Source organism: Spongiibacter thalassae, assembly GCF_012272835.1.
Classification (GTDB): domain Bacteria; phylum Pseudomonadota; class Gammaproteobacteria; order Pseudomonadales; family Spongiibacteraceae; genus Spongiibacter; species Spongiibacter thalassae.
Window position 1 is genome coordinate 248,450 of the sequence record NZ_JAAWWK010000005.1, and the last position, 20,688, is coordinate 269,137.

The window sequence follows — 20,688 nt, forward strand, 5'->3', positions numbered from 1 at the left end:
TTAATATTTAATGACTCATTTCGGTCGATTTCTGCCCTGTACTTAAGACTTGTAATGCTCATGCCCGTCACTCTCAGGCAGTCTTCTTCGCCTCTTGCGCGTTCTGAATACTGAGCGTTTCACGGTATTCCTCGGCTTCTGCCCGCATGGTCCAATGAACATCAGAACCGACTTCTCGCTCAACGATTTGTCGAATCTCGGCGAGAGTGGTCTTGAAGAATTCTTTGCGGTAGTTCACCCTATTTACTCGTGCGTGATCAAACTGCCTGTGAAGTTCAGCTTCGAGGGCGGGCGCATCTTCGGCACTGATGATGGCATGTACATCAAATGAGAATGGTACAGATGCATCACCGAGTTCTTTTACCCTATCGAGCGGCTCAAGCCTTCTAGTCATGCCGACTTTATATGTGTGCTCACCGAAACTACCGATATTGCTGATAACGTAAACATGCCCTCGGCGGGTTTGCTGGGCCATCGACATGGCTCGCTGTTCCTTTTCTTCGGCCGCTTTTAGCTTGCCTTCCAAGTCGATAATTTGTGCCTCAAATTGAGCTCGTTGATCTTCGCCGGCTTGCGCCAACTCAACTCTAGCCTTCTGCATTGCATCTTGAAGTGAACGCTCTTCCTTCTGAGCTTCTTTCATCGCCTTTTCAATCTCTTTCCGGACACGCTCCTCTTCTCGCATTTGCTCACGAATTTCGCGTTGTTCTTCTTTTTCCTTTAGCTGAAGCTCTCGGACAGTAACGGCCCATTTCAGCTCTTCGAGGCGAGTGTCTAAATATGCTTGCTCGATACGCGCACTTCTGAATGGTTGGCCATGGAAATTGACTTGCGCAAAAGCATCAATGATTTCTTGCCTTAGCTTTCCGTAGTTATTGTATTTTACTTTGGCTAAAACTGAATCTGCCTTACCGTTAAAGGCATCAATCACAAAATGGATGGCGGTCTCCCTTCGGTTCGCTTCTTTATAGTCACAGTCAGCTGCGCGCCCATCTTTTACTAATTTGCGAATGCGTTCCCGCACAGTTTTCAACTGTTGGCCTGCATCCTTGTGGCTATACTCTGCTGCCAATTCATCCAGAACAGAGTGATTGGGAATAATATAATCGTCGCGATATCCCTCAATCGCGTTTCTCATCGCGGTTACTACAGCAGAGAATTTGTCCGCGTTCTGCTTAGCGTCCAGCGCGTCCCCAGCAATTTTCTTAGCCTGCTCTCGCGCATAAGCAAGCAGGCTGTCGTGCTCGATTTGAGCCGCTTGCTCAATTTCAGAGGCCTGCTTTCTCGCAGCATCCAAAAGTTCGCGCTTTTCTTTGCTCGCATGTGTTGCGATGGTAGACGCTGCATGCTCAGCTTTCTCACGAATAGCTAGCGTAGTCTGTTCAATTTCCTCAGCTTCTGTTCTAACTTTGGCCACATAATTGTCAATGGATATAATAGGCGCATATTTCTGTTCCAAAGCCGAATACTTGAGCTGTAGCTCAGCTACAGAGCGCCTTTCATCCTCAATGGCACTTTTTAGCCTCTTTGTCTTTTTGTAAAATACAATTGCGAGAGCTATAGGTGCTATAACGAGCAAGAGTATTAGCAGCGGTGATATTGTCCCTGTATCCATGGGTAACTTCCTTGTATTAGATGGCGGCTTTAAATCGTTATTATGTGCCTGCTCAGCATGGCCTAATGCATCGGATCATTAGGTCAATTTTCCCCACTTTACTCCACGAGCGCTCATATCGCTAACGTTGTCTGCAGCCCCAAGCTTTGTAAATCTCGTTATGCCTCTTAGCTTGCCTACACATAAACCAAATTAATAACTGTCGTCTTCGAGCGTCAGCATTTCGCCGATCTCACAATCCAGATAACGGCACAATTTTTCCAGGGCTTCAAAATCAACACGCACTGCTGTTTCATGGTAAAGACGCGTAATAGTCCCCCTATTTATTTCTGTATCTCGCGCGACGTCGGCAATCTTCAGCCTCTTCTCTCCAAGTATTCTCGAAAGGTGGCACTTGATCACAATACTCTCCAAAAATAAAAAATGATCCCCAAGAGGTCAAAAAATGTTGCAATAGGTCATTTTAGTGCTATTATGATCTTTAGGAGATCAAAAATACCGCATTAAAGATCGGCATGACTTACTGGAGAACGCAATTATGGCACACACCTATTTAACGACAGAAGAACTTTCTGAGCGCATCAAATATGACGTGCGCACCATTCGCCAACAACTCAACGACAGCGTGTTGCTCGAGGGCAAGCATTACATCAAGCCTTTCGGTCGACGCAAAATCCTATACCTGTGGGAAGCAGTTGAAGAAGAGATGCTTAGCGGACGCCAGACAGGTGAAATGGATATCCCTATGGCTAACGGAGCAGTGTGTCATGGGTAATATTAGGGCTCGAAAGGAAAACGGGAAATTACTGCTGGACTTCCACTTTCACGGAGTTCGTTTCAGAGAACAAACCGCACTTCCCGACAACCAGCAAAACCGCAAGAAGGTGCAAGCACTTCTCGACAAAGTAGAAGCCCGAATAAAGCTTGGGGAGTTCAACTATGCTGAGTTTTTCCCTGGTAGCAAAAACATTCAGAAATTCCTGGAGGTAAATCCTAACCACGCCAATACAAGTCAAACACAGCTTGTACGTGTACAAAACAGCAACATCCCCGCGAGGATCTCAACAAGGGCACCGCTATTTGAAATCTTCGCACGCCAATGGCAAACCGAAAAGAAAATAGAATGGCGTGCATCCCATGCCCGCAACATTGAATCGGTGCTTTCAAATTCACTGATCAAGTTTTTCGGCAAACGCGTGTTATCCGATATCACCAAAGCCGAGATTCTCGAATTCCGTTCTAAACTGGCATCGAAGCCAGGTCGTGGCGGTAAAGAGCAGATTGCAGCCAAGACCATCAATACTCATATGGCGCTATTGAAGGCCATTTTGGAAGAGGCCTCAGATCGCTATTCCTTTGAGAACCCCTATAAGAACATCAAGCCACTCAAACTCCAGCGCAGTCACGTTGAGCCGTTTTCCTTAATCGAGGTTAACCGCATCATCGAATCGGTACGCGAAGATTACCGCAATTATTATGCAGTGCGCTTTTACTCGGGCATGCGTACCGGCGAAATCGATGGGCTTCGCTGGGAGTTCGTCGATTTTAAGCGCGGACTAATCGCTATCAGAGAAACATTAGTTCAAGGCAAGACCGAATACACCAAAACTGACGGCAGCCAGCGGGATATTCCCATGCTAGGGCCAGTTAAAGCTGCACTAGAGGCTCAATATCAAGCAACCGGCAAGCTCAGTCCTTATGTATTCTGCAACACCGAAGGCAAGCCCCTGGACCACAACAATATTACTAAGCGTGTCTGGTACCCCCTACTCCGCCATCTAGGCCTGAAGATGCGACGGCCTTATCAAACCCGCCATACCGCAGCAACGCTATTACTGGCTTCCGGTGAAAATCCGGAGTGGGTAGCAAGGTTTCTCGGCCACGCCAGCACCGAAATGCTCTTCAAGGTGTACTCACGGTATATACCCAACCTGACCAGACAAGATGGTTCCGCATTTGAGCAAATGCTTGGCGTACAGGATGAACGGCACGCCGCCCAACAACACAGCACGGAATAAGGGGAAATATTCATGACCAATGAAACAAACGATACCAATTTTATCGCTTTGCTCACCCTAGGCGATATGCGCTTACTCAACATCAAGGTACCGGAACATCTTGCAGATAATCCCGATGACGCTGTACTAGGGCTACTACGCAGTGCCGCACTTATCCTCGCGGAACGCATACTGAACATATGGGAAGTGCCTCAGGAAGACATAGAAGCATTTCTGGTTAATATCGCTGATGAAGCATTAAGTAGCCTCCTCGTTATCCATCAGCTACTGCTGGTGCTATTCCCCAGGAACGAGCCAAGTAAGTATATACACACAAACAATAAGAACTACGACGGCCGAACAACGTGGCAAGCAATTCAGGACGGCGAATCGCTGAAGGTCCGCAAATACCTAGAACACAAATCGCTTGGGGGCGGCTGGTAAACCAGATTGGCAATGCCCTGCTCCAAATTGAATATCGATTAACGACAACACCAATTTATACGGAACAAAGATGATGGCGCTATATGCCAACAGGAGACACTATGAACACATTAACCAAAGAGACTGCCCGCTCACTAGCAAAAGTAATCAACAGCCGTCTTTCGACCTGTTACAACGATGATTTAGTTGCAATTCTTGGTACTGGCCGCGAATCAAATAATGAACAAGCCGTACAATCATGGCTAATGTCTCGCTTCGCCCACGTCGAAGTCGGGCGCAGGGACATGCTAATGGAATACGCGTCCGAGGTACTGACTCAACATCTCGATGACATACGACTAGAAGTGGCCATTGGCGTAATAACCGAACTACCACTACAGCCAAGCTTTATGCCAGCAAAAGCACTTACTGACCGTGAGATACGCTGTATTGCTCGCGGGATCTACCTTCTGGTTTTGGGGCAAGGATCGAGAGACTATTTAGACGCGCTGGTCGATTTGCCACTGGATGGCCAAGGCAATGCAATTGAAAGGATTGCAGCATGGACCTCCATACAAACACAGATCTACACGTACTTCCCTAGCGAACTTACACTGCCATTAGCACAGCGCCTGATGCAAAAGTTCAAGGACGCCAGTTGACATTATTAGAAATCAAAATGAGTAACAATAATTCATGTGTGTAGAAATTTTACGAGCCTGTAAATGTAGTAGCTCAGACTTGATCTGACAGTTACCCGTTTTTTACCGGTGTCTGCCAGTTTAGATCTGAGCTAAATTCTTCTCAGCCCAGATCGTTTTACCATCAAGTAAAGTTGCCATTGGCGTTCTGCCGCAACACATCTTGCCCTGATGAGTTCGCTCATTGTTGTAATATTTAATCCATTCGTCCAGATCTTTTTGTAGCTCGTTAATATCGGCATACAGTTTCTTGCGGAAGGTGATCTGGTAGAACTCTTGCAGAATGGTTTTGTGGAAGCGCTCGCAAATCCCATTGGTTTGTGGTTGCATGGCTTTCGTCTTCGTATGATCAATGTCGTTGATCGCCAAATACAGCTGATAATCATGCTGATCGACGCGACCACAATACTCCGTTCCGCGATCCGTCAATATCCGTAGCATCGGCAGCTCTTGCTGCTCGAAGAACGGTAGCACTCGGTCGTTGAGGGCGTCGGCAGCCGTTATCGGTGTCTTCTGCGTATTTTTCTAACTATGAACATCGAATTTTGCGAAGCGTGAACACTTTTCCACGGCCCTCCTGCAGGCGTGGTCATTTAACCTAAAGTGTTCACGGCAGGTCAACCTCAGCCTGTTTTTTACGCATGGATTCGCCCTGTATCTGCAGCTTGTGGGCATTGTGTAGCAATCGGTCAAGAATCGCGTCAGCCAGAGTCGGATCGCCAATGGCTTCGTGCCAGTGGGGGGTAGGCAGCTGACTGGTGATCAATGTCGCGCCACGACCGTGGCGATCCTCCATGATTTCCAGCATGTCATTGCGCTGTTGCTGGGTGAGCACGTCCAGCCCCCAGTCATCGATAATTAATAACTCTGTCTTGGCCAGCTGCGCGAGCAGCTTTCCAAAGCTGCCGTCACCATGAGCGATGGTCAGCATTTCAAACAGGCGGCTGGCACGGAAGTAGCGTACCGAGATCCCCTGCTCGCAGGCGCTTTGACCCAGAGCGCAAGCCAGGAAGGTTTTGCCCGTGCCGGTGGCACCTTCTATCAACAGGTTACGATGATGCCGGATCCAGTCCAGCTGCAGGAGTTGCGCCAGGGTATCTTTATGCAGGCCGCGACGGGCGCGGTAGTCGATGTCCGCCGCCTGAGCGTTCAGACGCAATTTTGCCTGTTTCAGCAACCCCCACCGAGCGCTATTCACTCAGGTTGCCTGCGCACTCAATACCTCCTGAATACCCTTGAATGCTGTCCCCGGCATGCTGACAAACAATGGGGGTAAGGGGGAGCTATGTCCTCAAGACGCAAAATAGATCATAAAACAACCAAATCAGAGGGGTGCTGCTATGTAGTATCGTTATATTCCAGCGCCTGAACCCCAAGCTGGGTGTTCATGAAATATCCGGGCTAGCCCTTCGCGTCGGGATGCGCTTCGCTAGCCCGACCTACTCCGATAACACGGTTGTGCGCTATGTATATCCTGCGGCCGCATAGATGTATATGTATGTTTCGACAATAATCCGTCAAACACAAATTCACCCCGACCGATCAATCGTTCGTTGACAAAGTGAGTAGAATGCCGGATAGTTACCCCAACCGATCAATCGTTCGGAGATAACAAAGTGATCGATACACCTCAGTCGGCCAGCAATGTGGTCGAATTGCGACTGGCCAGTAATCCGATTCAGCTGCCTGATGATGTGCAGCTGGAGGGGTCGAAGCGGGCCATTCTCGAGGCCGCTCTCGGCCTGTTTGCGCAGAATAACTACGCCGCTACCTCGATTCGCGATATTGCCAGTGCCGCCGGGCTCAAACCCGCGACCCTGTATGCGCATTACAAATCCAAAGAGGAGATGCTGGTCACGCTGGTCCATATTGGTTACCGGGAGCACCACCGCCTGGTGAGGGATGCTGTGCGTGGTGGGGCGACTACCCGCGATAAGGTCGTTGAATGGGTGAAAGCCCACGCGTTGTTTCACGCGACGTATCCGATGCTGGCGGCCACCATCAGTCTCGATTTGCACTCATTGCCTACGTCCAAGATCACCGAAGTACTGGTATTGCGAGATCAGAGTATTGAGCTGATGACCGGGAACCTGCACCGGGGCGTCGCGGAGGGTATCTTTTCCATTGGCCATGAGGTCATGCTTGCCGCGGCGGCAATTGGTGCGATGGGTTTGCGCCTGCCGCATTGGTATAGCAAGGAGCAACCCTATTCTATCGAGGATGTTCAGAATGCCTACGCAGACTTTGCGTTGCGAATACTTGGCGCTGACTAGCTTCAACTGATTTGCCATAGCACTGACGAGTGACCCGTCACGGCGAGACGTATCGCCACGGGCATACGGGTTCGCTCGTCCTGAAAAACGCCTAAATGATCATAATGATAATACGCAGGAACTAGCCATGACGAAAAAATGTATACAACTTGTGGGCCTGGGAATTGCCATTGCGGCGAGTCCGTTTGTCGGGGCGCAGGAAAAAACGCGCAGTCGTGTAATAGAAGAAGTCATTGTATCTGCGCAAAAACGCGATGAAGCCATCCAGGATGTACCGATTTCCATGTCGGTGATGGATGCGAATTTCATGAAAGAACAGGGTATCACCGACCTTCGCGAAGCCTTGTTGTTTGTACCCAATGTAAAAGTCGAACAGGCGGGCTTCTTTGCGGCGCCCAGGGCTCGTGGATTTACCTTCAACAACAATAACAAGGCCTTTGAGCCGCCGCTGGGGCTGGCGATTGATGGCGTGCCCTATACCCGCATTCCCTACTTTATGGCGGCCACCTACGACCTGAAACGGATTGAGGTCTTGCGTGGGCCACAGGGGACCACGTTTGGCAAAAATACAACGGCCGGTGTGGTGCATATGCTGACGGCGGATGCGCAGAATGAATGGGGTTTTGGCTTTTCCACCCAGCAGGGCAACTATCAGCGAGAGCGCTATGAGGCGCACATCACCGGGCCACTATTGAAGGACAAACTGCTGTTCAGAATGGCGGCCTTTGATGATGTGCGCGACGGCTTTACTAAAAATACCACGGCGCCAATTGACCCTGAATCGGAGCGGGTATTTCGCGGACACGATCGCAGTGGCTATCGCATCAAGCTCGAAGCGCCTGATGCATTGGGCGCGGGGAGCTATGCCAAAATCACTCATGAGCGGGTCGAGCTCAGTGATTACGGCACAGGTGCTGAATTGACCGGCGCAAACGACGACACCAAAGCATTTTTGCGCACCTACGACCCGAATACAGACTTTGTACAAGGCAACTATGTCGCGTCGATGGATGCACCGGATGGCCGTGATGTGGAAATCGAAACCACCAGTTTTCAGGTGGATTACGATGTGCGTGACTGGGGACTGGTACTGGTCGGTGGTCACTCCGAGTTGCGTCAGTACCTGACGCTGGATACAGACTTTACGCCCGCGCCAGCGATTCTGGGTGAAGGCGGAGACACCTCGCCAACCACGAGCGCCGAATTTCGTGTGGTCTCGCCGCCGATCAATGGACTGCTCGGGATCGATTCGTTGTTTGGTCGCTCGCTGGGGAGCAGCGATTTTATCCTCGGGGCGTTTTGGCAAAAACGGGAAATCAATGACAGCTTTTTCCGATTTGCCTTTGATATGCCTGCGTATTTAGGGCTGGTGGCGGCAACGTCGGGGGGAGAGGAAAGCACGCCCTACGCCGATCTCTACTCGCTAATTCCAGTCACTCCGGAGGGGGCTTACACCGAAGACGTGACCCAGACCTTCAACCAGAGTGCTGAAACACTGGCGTTCTTTGGTGAGTTGCGCTGGGAATTTATGCCCGGATTGTCATTGCAAATCGGTGCGAGAAACGGCGCTGAAACCAAGGAGGCGAACTGGCACCAGTTCTACAATCAGTCTCAGCCCGCCATCATTTTACCTGAAGCGGGACTGGTGCCTTTCGAGGCGCAGCGCAGTATGGAAGACAACCAGTTCCAGCACAAAATCTCGCTGAACTGGGAGCCATCGGATTCAGTGAGTGTATTTTTACACCGAGCGGAGGCCGTGAAAGGCGGGGGCTTTAATGCCTTTGCCTTCCGTGGTGTCGATGATGAGCTGCAGTTCAAGCCCGAGTACACCACGGAGTGGAGTTTAAACGCGAAAACCACCTGGCTGGACAACACCCTGCGCGCCAATATCTCCCTGTTTCATATGAACGTGGAAGACTTTCAGGTACTGACTCGCGACCCGGAGCGCACCAATATTGGCATAGGCGTGACCTTGGTCAAGAATGCCGCCGAAGCGGTATCACAGGGGGTCGAAGCGGATGTGACCTGGCTGGCGAATAACTGGCTCACGTTGGTGACTACGATTGGCTTCAATGATACCGAGTACAAAAAATTCTTCGATAACGAGTGTGCCCCGGACGATACCCGCGAAGACTGCTCCAACGCATCGGGCAAGTCATTCCCCTTTGCGCCCAAATGGAATAATACGTTCACCGCCCTGATCAACAAGCCATTGTTTGACTCTGCGTATGAGTTTACCGCCTCGGCGACGGTAGAGGTGTACTCGGAACAAAACCTCGATGTCGATCTGGACCCCCGCAAGTTGCAGGATGGTTTCGAGCGTTACAAGGCAAGTATTGGCATTGGCAATCGAGAGGCAGGATGGTCCTTTCGCATTATTGGCGACAATCTGACCGACAAGCAGACCGGCATTCGCCAAGGGGATCTGTTTCCCGGCTTGATCATTGAGCTGACGGAAACCCCGAGGATGATTTACGGCCAGTTTGACTGGACGTTCTGACATGGCCCGTATTCCGCTCGTCCTGCTCATTTTGCTGACCTCGGCGTGTAATGGCAGCAATCGCGGTGATGTTGTTGTGCCAGCGGCTGACCTGCAGTCCTATCGCCTGGACGAGGACGGTGTCGCGAGTCGGGATTATCTGGTGTACACGCCTTCATCGCTGCCAGAGGGCGCGCCGTTGCTGATCTATTTGCACGGTTGCGATCAGAGTGCTGAAGACGTTGCCATTGGTACGCGCTGGCCTGAACTCGCCGACGAGCTGGGTTTTGCTGTGGTCTTTCCCGACCAGCGCGACCCCAATAGTGAGTCGGCCCCTCCGGCGCGGGAGGATGTCGCGGTCGATGGCAATGCAGGCAAGTGCTGGAACTGGTTTCTGCCCGATGAAGTGGTGCGTGGGCAGGGCGAAGTAGGTGCCATCGCGGCAATCACCGAGAGTGTTCGCGAGGAACTCGCCAGCGACCCCGACCGCGTGTTTGTCATGGGCTTGTCTGCCGGTGCCATTATGACCAGCGCCATGCTCGCGAACTATCCCGAGCTCTACGCCGCGGGTGGCATTGTTGCTGGCTGTGGCTACCCCTACTGCAGCGACTCCACCGGGCAACCCGCCTATGAGGCAATGGGAGACCTTGCCCGACGCATGCCCGTCATCGTGTTTCAGGGCAGCGCCGACGTGGTTCAGCCCGTTGCCACCAGTCGTGAAGCGTTGCAACAGTGGTTGGGCACTAACGATTACATTGATGATGGCGAAGCCAATCAGACAGTATCGCAGCTGCCCGCGCATCAGATGCATTACGGCTTCGATCAGGCGGCGCTGCCGGGTGAATACAACCCTTGTGTGAGCAGCGGCAGTTATCCCTGTACGGTGGGCACCCTGTTTTCCAGCGGCGACTACCCCTTCAGCATTGAGCTGTTTATCGATGCCCGGCAGTGCCTGCTGGCCGAGTATTGGACCATACACGGTTTGGGACACAACTACCCCAAAGGCAATACGCAGGGCACTTACACCGACCCCTTTGGCCCCGATATCAATCGAGCGGCGTGGAATTTCTTTATCTCCCAGTCCCGCGGTGGCCCCTATGATCAGCCTGGGCGCACGTGCGCGCCGATTTTCTAATACACGGAACCTTTGTATGAACCATTCTTCTGCGTCCCCTGCGCCAGCCTTACCCATTCGACGGGCGGTAAAGGCCAATGGCATCGTGCTTCAAACCGAGATCTTTGGCAGTTCAGAACACCCTGCGGTGTTGCTGATTATGGGATTGGGCAAACAGCTGATTGCCTGGCCCGATAGCCTTTGTTACCGCCTCGCGTCGTCGGGCTTCCGAGTGATTCGCTTTGACAACCGGGATATCGGCTTGTCAACCAAAGCCCGGAACGCACCCCGTGTGTGGCAGTGGTTGTGGGCGTCTCTGAGAGGCACGTATCCGCCAGCCCCGTATTCACTGGAGGACATGGCCGCAGATAGCCTTGGGCTGTTAGACGCACTGGCGATCGATCAGGCTCATATTGTCGGGGTGTCTATGGGCGGAATGATCGCGCAAATACTCTGCGCCACCCAACCGGGCCGAGTGCTCAGTTTAACGTCGATGATGTCGAACACCGGTGCCGCGGAGGAACCCGTCGCCTCGAAGCCTCTTGCCCGTCAGGTTGGGCGCCAACGTGGCAAGTCCGGCGAGGCCTATTTACGCGAAGCGATCAAGACCCAGCGAATGATTCAGAGTCCGGCTTTTCCGCTAAGCGATAGTGATCTGGAAGCCAAACTCCGCGCAGAGATGGCGCGTTCCTTTCATCCGGCGGGCAGCCTTCACCAGTTTCTGGCGGTCCAGCAAACCGGTTGTCGTCTGCATTATCTCGAGCGGATCACCGCGCGGACGCTGGTGATTCACGGTACCGACGATCCACTGGTACCACCCCAATGTGGGAAGCGCACGGCTCAGGCCATACCACTGGCGAAGCTGCATATGATTGACGGATTGGGACACGACTTACCGGAAGCGATCGTGCCCGAACTCTGTGATGAACTCATCGGGCATTTTACTCGCTGTGCACAAGGGCATAGCGCACATCGGAAAGAGGATGTTTAACTGTGACGATTTGCATTGATGATTCAATTCTGGACATCACAAATAGTGGGCCGGTGTTGCGCGCCAGTCGTTGCCGCGCCTGTGGCCACGACAGCTTTCCGGTGAGTGAGCGCTGTCAGCGCTGTATGGCCGAAGAGATAGAGCCTCTGGCCATTGTCGGTCGCGCGCAATTGTGGACCTGGACCAGTCAGGATTTTTGTCCGAAGTCGCCTTATCTGGAATGTGATAAGAAGCCATTTGAGTCTTATTACGTCGGCTATCTCAATCCCTTGAATACCTCTGTGCTGATTGAATCGAGACTGCTTCAGCCGGGACAACCGGTGATAGGCGATCTCTATGAACTGACGACTCTGAATTTGTTACCTGAGAACGGCGCTGTTGTAACCACCTTTGCTTACCGGAGTATTGCGATATGAGCGGCGTTGCGATTGTGGGCGTGGGCCTGTCACCCTTCGGGCGCAGCTCAATGAGTGGATTACAACAGGGCGCGGTAGCCGTGCGAGCAGCGCTCGAGGATGCCGGATTGCAATGGACAGACATTCAGTGTGCCTACGGCGGTAGCCAGGATGCGGGTAATGCTGACGCGCTGGCCAATCTGTTGGGACACACCGGGATTCATTTCACCAATATCTGGAATGGTTGCGCGACCGGAGGCAGTGCCATTAGTGCAGCAGCCAATGCCATTCGCGCGGGTGAGGCCGATATCGCTCTGGCGGTCGGGTTCGATAAACATCCCCGCGGCGCCTTTGCGGCTAAGCCCTCGGATTGGGGCATTGGTGACTGGTATGGCGAAAGTGGACTCATGCTGACAACCCAGTTCTTCGGCATGAAAATCAATCGCTACCTGCATGACCATGCTTTGGACCCATCCATTCTGGCTCAGGTCAGTCGTAAAGCCTACGCCAATGGCGCGATAACGCCTCATGCCTGGCGCCAACAGACTTTTACCGAGGCGGATATCAATCAGTCTGACATGCTCAGCTATCCCTTGCGCAAGCTGATGTTCTGCAGCCCCGCTGAAGGGGGGGCAGCAATTATTCTGTGCCGCTCGTCATTGGCGAAAGACTTTCACTCGACGCCGATAACGCTGCGCGCCTCGGTAGTCAGGGGCCGCGAGTTCGGCTCATTCGAAGTGTTTAGTCCGAGCCTGCCCACTGCACGAGGTCGCTCTGCAACAGAAATCGCATCGGTTGCCGCGTTTGAGCAGGCAGGGGTGGGACCGGGCGATATTGATGTTGCCCAGTTGCAGGACACAGAAGCTGGCGCTGAGATTATCCATCTTGCAGAAAACGGCTTTTGCGAACACGGCGAACAGGGTGAGTGGCTGAAACAGGGCCATACCGAGATTGGCGGGAAATTGCCGGTTAACACCGATGGCGGCTGTATCGCCAATGGCGAGCCCGTGGGGGCCAGCGGACTGCGGCAGGTGATCGAGGTGTGCTGGCAATTGCGCGGACAGGGGGGAAGGCGACAGGTGCCTTGCCAACCACGCCTCGGTTATACCCAGGTATACGGGGCGCCGGGAATCAGCGGTGTCAATATTCTGGAGCGAGCGCGATGACTAACAGAAACTCCCTTGTTCAATTTCGCAGCGAAGTGAGAACCTTTCTGGCGAATAATTTGAGCGAGAACATGCGGCGGTCGTGTTTGCAGCAGGCCAGTATTTTTAGTGACTTTGATGCGGCGTCACAGTGGCAAAAGATATTGGCCGACAGAGGGTGGGGGGCGCCAGCCTGGCCGGTCGAGTACGGCGGCACGGGATGGAGTGCAGAGCAGTATATTGTGTTTCAGCAGGAGTGCGCGCGCGCCGATACCCCCCAGCCTTTTCCCCTTGGTTTGCAAATGCTGGGGCCGATACTGATGCGTTTTGGCAGCCCTGAACAGAAGGCACGATTTCTGCCGAGTATTGTGTCAGGCGAGGACGTGTGGTGTCAGGGATTCTCGGAACCCAACGCGGGCTCTGACCTTGCTGCGCTGTCGACCAAAGCGCACAAAGAGGGAGGCGACTACGTCATCAATGGCACCAAAATATGGACAAGCTTCGCGCATCGCGCCAATCGTATGTTCCTGCTGGCCAGAACGTCGAGTGAGTCGGCGCGACAGACGGGGATCAGCTTCTTTCTTGTCGATGATCTCCGCGCGAACGGTATCACTATCACGCCCATCGTCAGTCTTGATGGCGAGGTTGAGCAATGTCAGGTGTTCTTTGACAACCTGCGACTTCCGGCTTCTGCCCTTGTGGGCAAGGAGGGGGATGGGTGGGAGATCACCAAAGCGCTGCTGAAGGAGGAGCGCGGCGGCTACCTCTATTACCTAGCGGCCTATCGCCAGCTCAAGCGATTGCGAGCACTGGTAGATGCAACGCCAGACTGCGTTGCCGACCACCACTACCGCCAGTGTTTTTCCCGCCTGACGGCAAGAGCACTTTCACTGAAATCCCTCGAACTGCGCGTTGTGGCGCAGGATGATTCGGCACCTGAATCGTCGGCGTCGCTGTGCAAACTCGAAGGCACTCGGCTGAGTCAGGATATTGATGAACTGGCGCGTTACTGCTGCGGATTGCAATTTGGGCAGACCTCGCAAGCGGAATATTCCGGGCTTGAACGCGACGCGCTGGAAGGGATCTCGCGACACTATTTGAACAATCGCGCTGCCACCCTCTACGGCGGTAGCTCCCAGATTCAAAAGACCTTGATTGCGCGGTCACTGCAACGCTAGTGGCAGGCGCTTGCAGAGCACAAGGGAAACAGGTCAGACCAGTATCACGACGAGGTAAGCATGTACTTGAACATTACTGAGCAGGCGCGGGCGATAAAGCACAGTCTTGCCGCACTGTTTTCACGGGAAATTGACACACATCAGCGTCGTCAACGACTCATTGATGAAGGCTTTCATCTGCTATTTGTGCCGGAACACGCCGGAGGCTTTGGCGCGGGTGGTAGCGAGCTCGCTGCAGTGGCGGCGGTGTACGGCCATCATCGGGTGGGTGCCGAATTGTTACATGAAATGATCTGCCTTCCTCTGTTGGCGGAGGATCATTCGCCTTTGGTGACCCAACCGCAAACGCCACGTGCTGTGGCCTGGCCGATTGATAATGGACTGCGCAATGAAGAAAGTTATCACGCCAAATTAAAATACGTTGTCGCCGGTGACAGTGCACAGGAAGTGCTTATTCCGCTTCCGGTGAGACAGGCGGTGCGCCCACTTCTGTTAGCATCGAGCAAATTCAATCGGTCTGAGATCCATCGCTGGTACAACACCACCTCTCATTGCGACCTGAGCATAGAGCTCCACGATCTTGGCGCTGATACTAGCGCAGCGATGGATAGCCGCCGTTGGGGAGCGATTCTGCTCATCGCACACGCCTGCTGCGGTGTCGGTATGGCGCAGGCTGTTCTGGATTTATCGGTTCGCTACAGCGCTGAGCGACGCCAATTCGGCCAGACGATCAACGCGTTCCAGGCTGTCCAGCATCTGTTGGCAGAGCTCGCCGCCGATGTCGAGTTTGCACGCTCATCGGCGCACTATGCTGTTCTCTTGATGGAAAATGACACATTAACATTTGCCGCCATCAAAGCCCTTTGCCTGCAAGCGATCAACAGAGTGCTTTCTGCCTGCAAATTGGCCATTCAGATTCACGGCGCCATTGCCACCACAGAGGAATACATTGTGGGGCATTACCTAAAAGATGCCGCGATGACACTGAGCTGGGCTGAACACATCTGCCGATGTTTGCCCGATGACGCCCTGACGCTCGACGAGATCTTGGCGGAGGTGGCCAGTGTTTAGTGCAGAGCCATTGCACATTGCGGCGAAAAAAAAGGCGGAATCATGCCCGGAGATGGTCGCCTGGTACTTTGACTCGGGCGCATCGCTCACCTTTGGCGATGCCTACCGACAGTCTTGTGCGCTGGCGGCCGGGTTGCAGGAATTAGGCTTGTCAGCCGGTGATGTGTTGAGTTTCCAGCTCCCCAATTCGCCGGAGGCGGTGGTACTGAGTATTGCCACCAGTTTGTTGGGCGTCGTTGTCAATCCCGTTATTCCGATCTATCGATCCCACGAGTTGACGTCCATTCTAAAACGATGTGGTTCAACAGCGATGGTAGTGCCGGAGATCTATCGCAATACTCACCACGCCCAGCTGATGGTCGATATTCGATCCGAGCTTCCAGCGTTGAAGCACATTATTACGGTGGGGGAGAGTGCGCCATCGGGCACCTCAAGCTACAACGATTTGTTCAATAGCACCTCTTTCATTCCACCTGCTGACAATGACCTCGATAGTGACCACCTGTATCTGTTTACTTCAGGCTCGACCGGCTTGCCCAAGGGCGTGGTACACACCCAGCGCAGCTTGTATGTAGCGCTGCACAATACGTGCACGGCCTGGTCAGTACATTCAGGCGATGTCATGTTTATGCCTTCGCCTTGCACGCATATCACCGGATATGTCAACGGCATCGAATTGCCACTTTTTACAGGCGCTAAAACGGTTTTTATGGATCGCTGGGAGGCGAACCGAGCACGCGCTGCCATCGCGCAACACCGCGCCACGCTCTGTGTTTCGGCAACCCCCTTTCTGGAAGAACTGTTGAATTGCGATGCCAAAGGGCTGGAAGCGCTTCGTAGCCTGCGACTATTTGCCTGCGGTGGCGCGGCGGTGTCTGCCGACTTGATGGACAGGGCGAATACTCTGCTACCCGCTTGTGACACCTTCCGCGTGTATGGCAGTACAGAAGCACCACTGATCACCGCCGGTTTCCCCTCAGGCGCAAAGCGCGTCGAGAACTTCAATGCCGATGGCTTGCCCTGCAATTGGGACGTGAAAATCGGCGATGACAGCCACAGCCATCCGGGTGAAATTCTGGTGCGCGGCAGGGCCATGATGGACCGTTATCTGGACGAGGAACATACCGCAAGCGCGTTTACCGCAGACGGTTATTTTAAAACCGGCGATATCGGCGAGCTGCGAAAAGACGGCGCCCTGTTGGTCACCGACCGGCTCAAGGACATCATCATCCGCGGCGGCGAAAATATCAGTGCGCGCGAGGTCGAGGACGCGCTGGCCGATTTCGACTTGATTGATGCGTGTGCGGTGGTATCGGCCCCTCATCATCGTTTGGGTGAATGTGTCGCACTGTGCGCGATCTCACGCGATCCCGCGAGGGTGTCGCTGGACCGTATTGCGCAGCATTTGCTGGCCAAGGGGCTGGCTCGCCAAAAATGCCCTGAAAAGCTGGTGCTGGTGGAGACATTTCCGATGACCCCGACTGGAAAAATAAAAAAGGAGGTACTGCGTAAATACTTTGACGATTGATCACTAACGAGAGGAAATACACCATGAAAAAGATAATAAAGACGATGAAGTGTCATTCCATTAAAGGGACTTTTCTGACTGTACTGCTGGTCTATCTGTTTGCGCCTGGCATCGCAGTAGCTGACCGTTGTGCCGACAACGGGCAGGGTGATTGGGCCTGCAGTCACAATAGCAAAGTGCATTACTACTGGTGTAACGGGTATCTGGTGGGACGGGCGGTACGCTGGCAGATTCCCGAGGGGACGCCACCGCCGGGTGGATGGCCGGTCGCCTTTTACTACGCCGGTACGCAATATAACACCAGCTCTCACGCGTTTGCCCGCGATGCCGATGAAGTACTGGGGCTGGTGTATGAAACCCGCATGATTCACGAGCTGCTGGACGATCCGATGGCGAGCGGCAAGCAATACGCGGTGTTTGTTCCCGATCCACCAGCCACCTCGGGCTATATGCAGTATTGGCATACCAACGTGGTGTATCCCTACAGCGCGAGTTGCGACTACGATTTCTTCAACGATTTTTTTGATGACATCGAAAATAATCAATATGGCAGTAGCTCCCTGTACAACATGGATCAGCGCTACGCTTACGGGCTCTCCAGTGGCGGCTACAATACCAGCCGTATGGCGGTGACCTTCAACAGTGGTTCGATGGCAGATGTCTGGCAGTCACTCGCGGTCATTGCGGCGTCCTACGCAACGTGCGCGGGGTGGCAGTGCACGGTGCCCAATGCCTTGCCCGCCAATCACCCGCCGACCAAGTTCTGGCATGGCAGTCAGGATTCCGTCGTTCCCATATCGACGATGCGGGAATACTATGACGAGCTGGTAGAAGATGGTTTCACGACGGAAAAGCTGGAGGGTGTTTACGATCATGAACTGACCTCAGATGTAATAGGCAGTTTTGGCGTGAAGGCCTGGTTTGATCAGTTCTGGCCCTAGGAGCTAGTTCTCTCGCCGCCTGGCGAGCCGGGGCGCGTTCCCGAGTTAAATGGAGCGCGCCTCTCTATCATTGACAATCCCCCCCATAAACAGTCCACTAGCCACTGAAAATAACGCAGAATCGGCGTGGAACCATGAAAAAGACAATATCCTGCTCAGCCTTGAGCCGCAGTTTTACACCGTGATCGACAAACTGGTGCAGGGCCAGCTCTACAGCGAGCTGGGCGCCATTGTCTCGGTCTATTTCGTGGCCTGGCTGCTGGCGGGTCGGGTGCGCAAAATGCTGCCCCTGTTTCGCGTCGAGCCGCTGCCGCCGGAGCAGCATCCACTGAAACACCTGTGCTATCGCTGCGGCAAGCTGTTGTTCCCGGTGTTTGCCATCATGATGTTGCGCATGTTGGTGGAGTTTAGTGCCTGGTTTAGCGACGACGCCTGGGTGATGAAGGGCGCGCTGATTATCGCCATCCTGCTGGTGTTCCACTCCTTTGTGAATATCGCCATCCGCAATCGGCTGGTGGCCACCTGGTTCCGCTGGATCGCCACGCCGGTGCTGATGTTGCACTTGGTGGGCGTGCTCGATGATGTTGTGACAGTGCTGGATTCCATCGCCGTCGAGGTGGGTAATATCCGCATTTCCAGCTACGGCGTGGTGCGGCTGATCATCTTCGGCTCGCTGCTGTTTTGGCTGGGGCGGGTGTCGTCAAATACCGGCCAAACCATTATTCGCCGCCAGGAGTCGCTGGATATTCGCACCCGAGAGGTGCTGGCCAAGCTGTTTGAAATCGGCTTGAGCATTGTCATCATTCTGCTGCTGTTGCAGGTGATGGGCATTAACCTCACCGCGCTGGCGGTGTTCGGTGGTGCGGTCGGTGTCGGTTTGGGTTTTGGTTTGCAGGCGATCGCCTCCAATTTTATCTCCGGTATTATCATATTGCTGGATCGCTCGGTCACGGTCGGCGATTACGTGGAGCTGGAGGACGGTCGCACCGGTATCGTGACCCAGCTGAATATGCGTTCGACCACGCTGGAAACCTACGATGGCAAAGACATTGTGGTGCCCAATGAGAAATTTATTACCTCCAGCTTTACCATCTGGACCCACAAGAACAACAAGCAGCGCTATCGCGTCGACTTCTCCGTGGCCTACAAGACCGATGTACGGGCGATGGTTGAGCTGGTCAAGGCGGCGGTGGCAGAGCACCCCCAGGTGCTGAGCGGTGACCGACTTCCGATAGAGGAGCGCCCCGATTGCGAAATCGACAGCTTCGGCGACAACGGCATTAATATGTTTGTCGAGTTCTGGATGGAGGGTATCGACGACGGCCGCAACCGCGTGGGCGGCGACCTGTTGTTGACCATTCTGGAAACCCTGCAGCAAAACGGTATTGAGATTCCCTTCCCGCAGCGGGAGGTAAAAATCCTCAACCTGGATGCGCCGTCATCGGCTATGGCTGAACGCGGTGGATTTCAGTGAGCGAGCACAAGATATTTAGCATGCCCTTTGCGAAAGTCTACGGCTGCTATATTGACAAAGCCCAGCGCAAGGGGCGGTCGGCGGAGGAGGTTGATACCATTATTGGCTGGTTAACCGGTTATGATGCAAGCGGACTGCAGCAACAGGTAGAAGGCGGTTGCGATATCAAAACGTTTTTTGCCGACGCGCCCGCGATGCAGCCGAAACGCGAACTGATTAAAGGCGTCGTCTGCGGGGTGCGTGTCGAGACGGTGGAAGATCCATTGATGCGGGAGATTCGCTATCTCGATAAACTTGTTGATGAGTTGGCCAAAGGCAAGGCGATGGCGAAAATACTGCGCCAGTAGCAGCTGAGCGTTGGGGCAACGCGATGTGTGTGAAACTGATAATAATGATGATGTTGATGTTGCCATGGTACCTATAAAAACCCTGTTAATGATGCTGACCTTGTCCGTGGTCAGCGGCTGCTATGTGAGTGCGTCGAGTCATACGCGTATATCTGACACGGTGCCGCGCAGTGACAAAGCCTTTCAGAACAATCCCGATCATTTTCAGTTTGTGGTAGTGGGGGATCGCACCGGTGGTCACCGCCCTGGGGTATTCAGTCGCGCGCTGGACAAAATCAATGCACTGCAGCCTGAGTTTGTGGTCAGCGTGGGCGATTTGATTGAGGGTTACAGTGATGGCGAGGGTCTGATTCGCCAGCAATGGCAGGCGTTAAAATCGCGCTCAGCGTCCGTCAATTCCCGGTGGCGGCTGCCTTTCATCTGGGTCAAATCCAAAGCACTGGGTGCCGCTTCGCGGATAACGCAGCCTTTGCCGCTGTAGGCAGAATCACCGAAGACAAGCTCCTTTTTAAGCACGTGCTGATAAAAGAACCGGAGCCCGTTGCGATACACATTCACCGTCGACTAGGAATGGGGCTCCACCAGTGATGAGAAATAGGCTTCGAGTTGCTCCTGGGTGAACTGGTCGGGGCAGATATCCCAGAATTCGGTGACACCGTTAATGGCACTTTGACGAAGTCGCCTCGGGCTTTGGCAGACACTGGCTCTGCTGCTCGTCGCCATTTGTGGATCAGGTTCGCGTTGATGTTAAATTGCTGGGGGACAGCTGCAACAGACGCCCCCGGCAGACGACAGGCTGCAAGCACTTGCTCCTTGAGCTCACTGGAGTGACGGCGACGGCGTTGCTTAACCGGTGGCGGGAGTAATCCTTGTGTATCCATATTAGGTGTCCACTTAAAAATAGGTGGACACCATCATTATGCTGATCGTGACGTTTTTACAGGTGTGTTTGCCGGACGCTTACGATGCAAAACCACTAATGACTATTCCTGGAGGCTGTTAGTCATCTGTTTTAC

21 protein-coding genes and 2 pseudogenes are annotated in these 20,688 nt (G+C 53.4%); 17 read left to right on the forward strand and 6 right to left on the reverse strand.

What is annotated here, in order from left to right:
* Positions 1–73 precede the first annotated feature (73 nt).
* Positions 74–1,615, reverse strand: coding sequence for an SNIPE associated domain-containing protein (locus HCU74_RS14465; RefSeq protein ID WP_168451133.1), 1,542 nt, complete (start codon positions 1,613–1,615; stop codon positions 74–76).
* A gap of 192 nt (positions 1,616–1,807) precedes the next feature.
* Positions 1,808–2,017, reverse strand: coding sequence for a helix-turn-helix domain-containing protein (locus HCU74_RS14470; RefSeq protein WP_168451134.1), 210 nt, complete (start codon positions 2,015–2,017; stop codon positions 1,808–1,810).
* Between the two features lie 136 nt (positions 2,018–2,153).
* On the opposite strand from HCU74_RS14470, the gene HCU74_RS14475 reads away from it, so the two are divergent.
* The 4 genes from HCU74_RS14475 (at position 2,154) to HCU74_RS14490 (ending at position 4,697) form a co-directional block, all read left to right on the forward strand.
* Entirely contained in the window at positions 2,154–2,390 is a 237-nt protein-coding gene (locus HCU74_RS14475; protein WP_168451135.1) for a hypothetical protein, read from the forward strand.
* Positions 2,383–3,633 carry a tyrosine-type recombinase/integrase gene (locus HCU74_RS14480; RefSeq protein WP_168451136.1) on the forward strand — a complete coding sequence of 417 codons (1,251 nt, stop codon included), beginning with the start codon at positions 2,383–2,385 and terminating at the stop codon, positions 3,631–3,633. The genes HCU74_RS14475 and HCU74_RS14480 overlap by 8 nt, the downstream gene beginning before the upstream one ends.
* A gap of 12 nt (positions 3,634–3,645) precedes the next feature.
* The gene (locus HCU74_RS14485) at positions 3,646–4,056 is read left to right on the forward strand and encodes a hypothetical protein (RefSeq protein WP_168451137.1); all 411 of its coding nucleotides are present in this window, start codon (positions 3,646–3,648) and stop codon (positions 4,054–4,056) included.
* Between the two features lie 101 nt (positions 4,057–4,157).
* Complete coding sequence (locus HCU74_RS14490) at positions 4,158–4,697, forward strand: hypothetical protein (RefSeq protein ID WP_168451138.1); 540 nt, start codon at positions 4,158–4,160, stop codon at positions 4,695–4,697.
* 120 nt (positions 4,698–4,817) lie between these two features.
* Here the strand turns inward: HCU74_RS14490 and HCU74_RS14495 are convergent.
* Both HCU74_RS14495 and istB read right to left on the reverse strand, forming a co-directional pair.
* A pseudogene (locus HCU74_RS14495) lies at positions 4,818–5,255 on the reverse strand (integrase core domain-containing protein); the annotation flags it as partial.
* Between the two features lie 88 nt (positions 5,256–5,343).
* Complete coding sequence (istB, locus tag HCU74_RS14500; RefSeq protein WP_168451139.1) at positions 5,344–5,934, reverse strand: IS21-like element helper ATPase IstB; 591 nt, start codon at positions 5,932–5,934, stop codon at positions 5,344–5,346.
* Positions 5,935–6,352: 418 nt separating this feature from the next.
* On the opposite strand from istB, the gene HCU74_RS14505 reads away from it, so the two are divergent.
* From HCU74_RS14505 to HCU74_RS14565, 13 genes are all read left to right on the forward strand, one after another.
* Positions 6,353–7,009 carry a TetR/AcrR family transcriptional regulator gene (locus HCU74_RS14505; RefSeq protein WP_168451140.1) on the forward strand — a complete coding sequence of 219 codons (657 nt, stop codon included), beginning with the start codon at positions 6,353–6,355 and terminating at the stop codon, positions 7,007–7,009.
* A gap of 127 nt (positions 7,010–7,136) precedes the next feature.
* Positions 7,137–9,509 carry a TonB-dependent receptor gene (locus HCU74_RS14510; protein WP_168451141.1) on the forward strand — a complete coding sequence of 791 codons (2,373 nt, stop codon included), beginning with the start codon at positions 7,137–7,139 and terminating at the stop codon, positions 9,507–9,509.
* A gap of 1 nt (position 9,510) precedes the next feature.
* Positions 9,511–10,623 (forward strand): extracellular catalytic domain type 1 short-chain-length polyhydroxyalkanoate depolymerase, encoded by a 1,113-nt coding sequence (locus HCU74_RS14515; protein WP_168451142.1) that lies wholly within the window; start codon positions 9,511–9,513, stop codon positions 10,621–10,623.
* Between the two features lie 16 nt (positions 10,624–10,639).
* Positions 10,640–11,593, forward strand: a complete 954-nt coding sequence (locus tag HCU74_RS14520; protein ID WP_168451143.1) for an alpha/beta fold hydrolase — start codon at positions 10,640–10,642, stop codon at positions 11,591–11,593.
* Between the two features lie 2 nt (positions 11,594–11,595).
* Entirely contained in the window at positions 11,596–12,009 is a 414-nt protein-coding gene (locus HCU74_RS14525) for a PhlB family protein (protein WP_168451144.1), read from the forward strand.
* Positions 12,006–13,154 carry a thiolase family protein gene (locus tag HCU74_RS14530; RefSeq protein ID WP_168451145.1) on the forward strand — a complete coding sequence of 383 codons (1,149 nt, stop codon included), beginning with the start codon at positions 12,006–12,008 and terminating at the stop codon, positions 13,152–13,154. The genes HCU74_RS14525 and HCU74_RS14530 overlap by 4 nt, the downstream gene beginning before the upstream one ends.
* A complete protein-coding gene (locus HCU74_RS14535; protein ID WP_168451146.1) occupies positions 13,151–14,311 on the forward strand; it encodes an acyl-CoA dehydrogenase family protein in 1,161 nt (386 codons plus the stop codon). The genes HCU74_RS14530 and HCU74_RS14535 overlap by 4 nt, the downstream gene beginning before the upstream one ends.
* A 60-nt stretch (positions 14,312–14,371) precedes the next feature.
* Positions 14,372–15,382 (forward strand): acyl-CoA dehydrogenase family protein, encoded by a 1,011-nt coding sequence (locus tag HCU74_RS14540; protein ID WP_168451147.1) that lies wholly within the window; start codon positions 14,372–14,374, stop codon positions 15,380–15,382.
* Positions 15,375–16,910 carry an AMP-binding protein gene (locus HCU74_RS14545; protein WP_168451148.1) on the forward strand — a complete coding sequence of 512 codons (1,536 nt, stop codon included), beginning with the start codon at positions 15,375–15,377 and terminating at the stop codon, positions 16,908–16,910. Before HCU74_RS14540 ends, HCU74_RS14545 begins: the two co-directional genes overlap by 8 nt.
* A 23-nt stretch (positions 16,911–16,933) precedes the next feature.
* Entirely contained in the window at positions 16,934–17,851 is a 918-nt protein-coding gene (locus HCU74_RS14550) for an extracellular medium-chain-length polyhydroxyalkanoate depolymerase (protein ID WP_168451149.1), read from the forward strand.
* 70 nt (positions 17,852–17,921) lie between these two features.
* Entirely contained in the window at positions 17,922–19,325 is a 1,404-nt protein-coding gene (locus HCU74_RS14555) for a mechanosensitive ion channel family protein (protein ID WP_246864649.1), read from the forward strand.
* Between the two features lie 20 nt (positions 19,326–19,345).
* A complete protein-coding gene (locus HCU74_RS14560) occupies positions 19,346–19,672 on the forward strand; it encodes a DUF2200 domain-containing protein (RefSeq protein ID WP_210425296.1) in 327 nt (108 codons plus the stop codon).
* Between the two features lie 25 nt (positions 19,673–19,697).
* The gene (locus tag HCU74_RS14565; protein ID WP_168451152.1) at positions 19,698–20,153 is read left to right on the forward strand and encodes a hypothetical protein; all 456 of its coding nucleotides are present in this window, start codon (positions 19,698–19,700) and stop codon (positions 20,151–20,153) included.
* 83 nt (positions 20,154–20,236) lie between these two features.
* On the opposite strand, the gene HCU74_RS20040 is transcribed toward HCU74_RS14565, so the two are convergent.
* Both HCU74_RS20040 and HCU74_RS20465 read right to left on the reverse strand, forming a co-directional pair.
* A complete protein-coding gene (locus HCU74_RS20040; protein ID WP_246864650.1) occupies positions 20,237–20,395 on the reverse strand; it encodes a hypothetical protein in 159 nt (52 codons plus the stop codon).
* A gap of 41 nt (positions 20,396–20,436) precedes the next feature.
* A pseudogene (locus tag HCU74_RS20465) lies at positions 20,437–20,553 on the reverse strand (hypothetical protein); the annotation flags it as partial.
* Positions 20,554–20,688 lie beyond the last annotated feature (135 nt).

Coding starts and splice junctions, on each gene's coding strand:
- HCU74_RS14465 (WP_168451133.1), bottom strand. CDS start 1,615: ATGGATACAGGGACAATATCACCGCTGCTAATACTCTTGCTCGTTATA.
- HCU74_RS14475 (WP_168451135.1), top strand. CDS start 2,154: ATGGCACACACCTATTTAACGACAGAAGAACTTTCTGAGCGCATCAAA.
- HCU74_RS14480 (WP_168451136.1), top strand. CDS start 2,383: ATGGGTAATATTAGGGCTCGAAAGGAAAACGGGAAATTACTGCTGGAC.
- HCU74_RS14485 (WP_168451137.1), top strand. CDS start 3,646: ATGACCAATGAAACAAACGATACCAATTTTATCGCTTTGCTCACCCTA.
- HCU74_RS14490 (WP_168451138.1), top strand. CDS start 4,158: ATGAACACATTAACCAAAGAGACTGCCCGCTCACTAGCAAAAGTAATC.
- HCU74_RS14510 (WP_168451141.1), top strand. CDS start 7,137: ATGACGAAAAAATGTATACAACTTGTGGGCCTGGGAATTGCCATTGCG.
- HCU74_RS14515 (WP_168451142.1), top strand. CDS start 9,511: ATGGCCCGTATTCCGCTCGTCCTGCTCATTTTGCTGACCTCGGCGTGT.
- HCU74_RS14520 (WP_168451143.1), top strand. CDS start 10,640: ATGAACCATTCTTCTGCGTCCCCTGCGCCAGCCTTACCCATTCGACGG.
- HCU74_RS14530 (WP_168451145.1), top strand. CDS start 12,006: ATGAGCGGCGTTGCGATTGTGGGCGTGGGCCTGTCACCCTTCGGGCGC.
- HCU74_RS14535 (WP_168451146.1), top strand. CDS start 13,151: ATGACTAACAGAAACTCCCTTGTTCAATTTCGCAGCGAAGTGAGAACC.
- HCU74_RS14540 (WP_168451147.1), top strand. CDS start 14,372: ATGTACTTGAACATTACTGAGCAGGCGCGGGCGATAAAGCACAGTCTT.
- HCU74_RS14550 (WP_168451149.1), top strand. CDS start 16,934: ATGAAAAAGATAATAAAGACGATGAAGTGTCATTCCATTAAAGGGACT.
- HCU74_RS14560 (WP_210425296.1), top strand. CDS start 19,346: ATGCCCTTTGCGAAAGTCTACGGCTGCTATATTGACAAAGCCCAGCGC.
- HCU74_RS20040 (WP_246864650.1), bottom strand. CDS start 20,395: ATGGCGACGAGCAGCAGAGCCAGTGTCTGCCAAAGCCCGAGGCGACTT.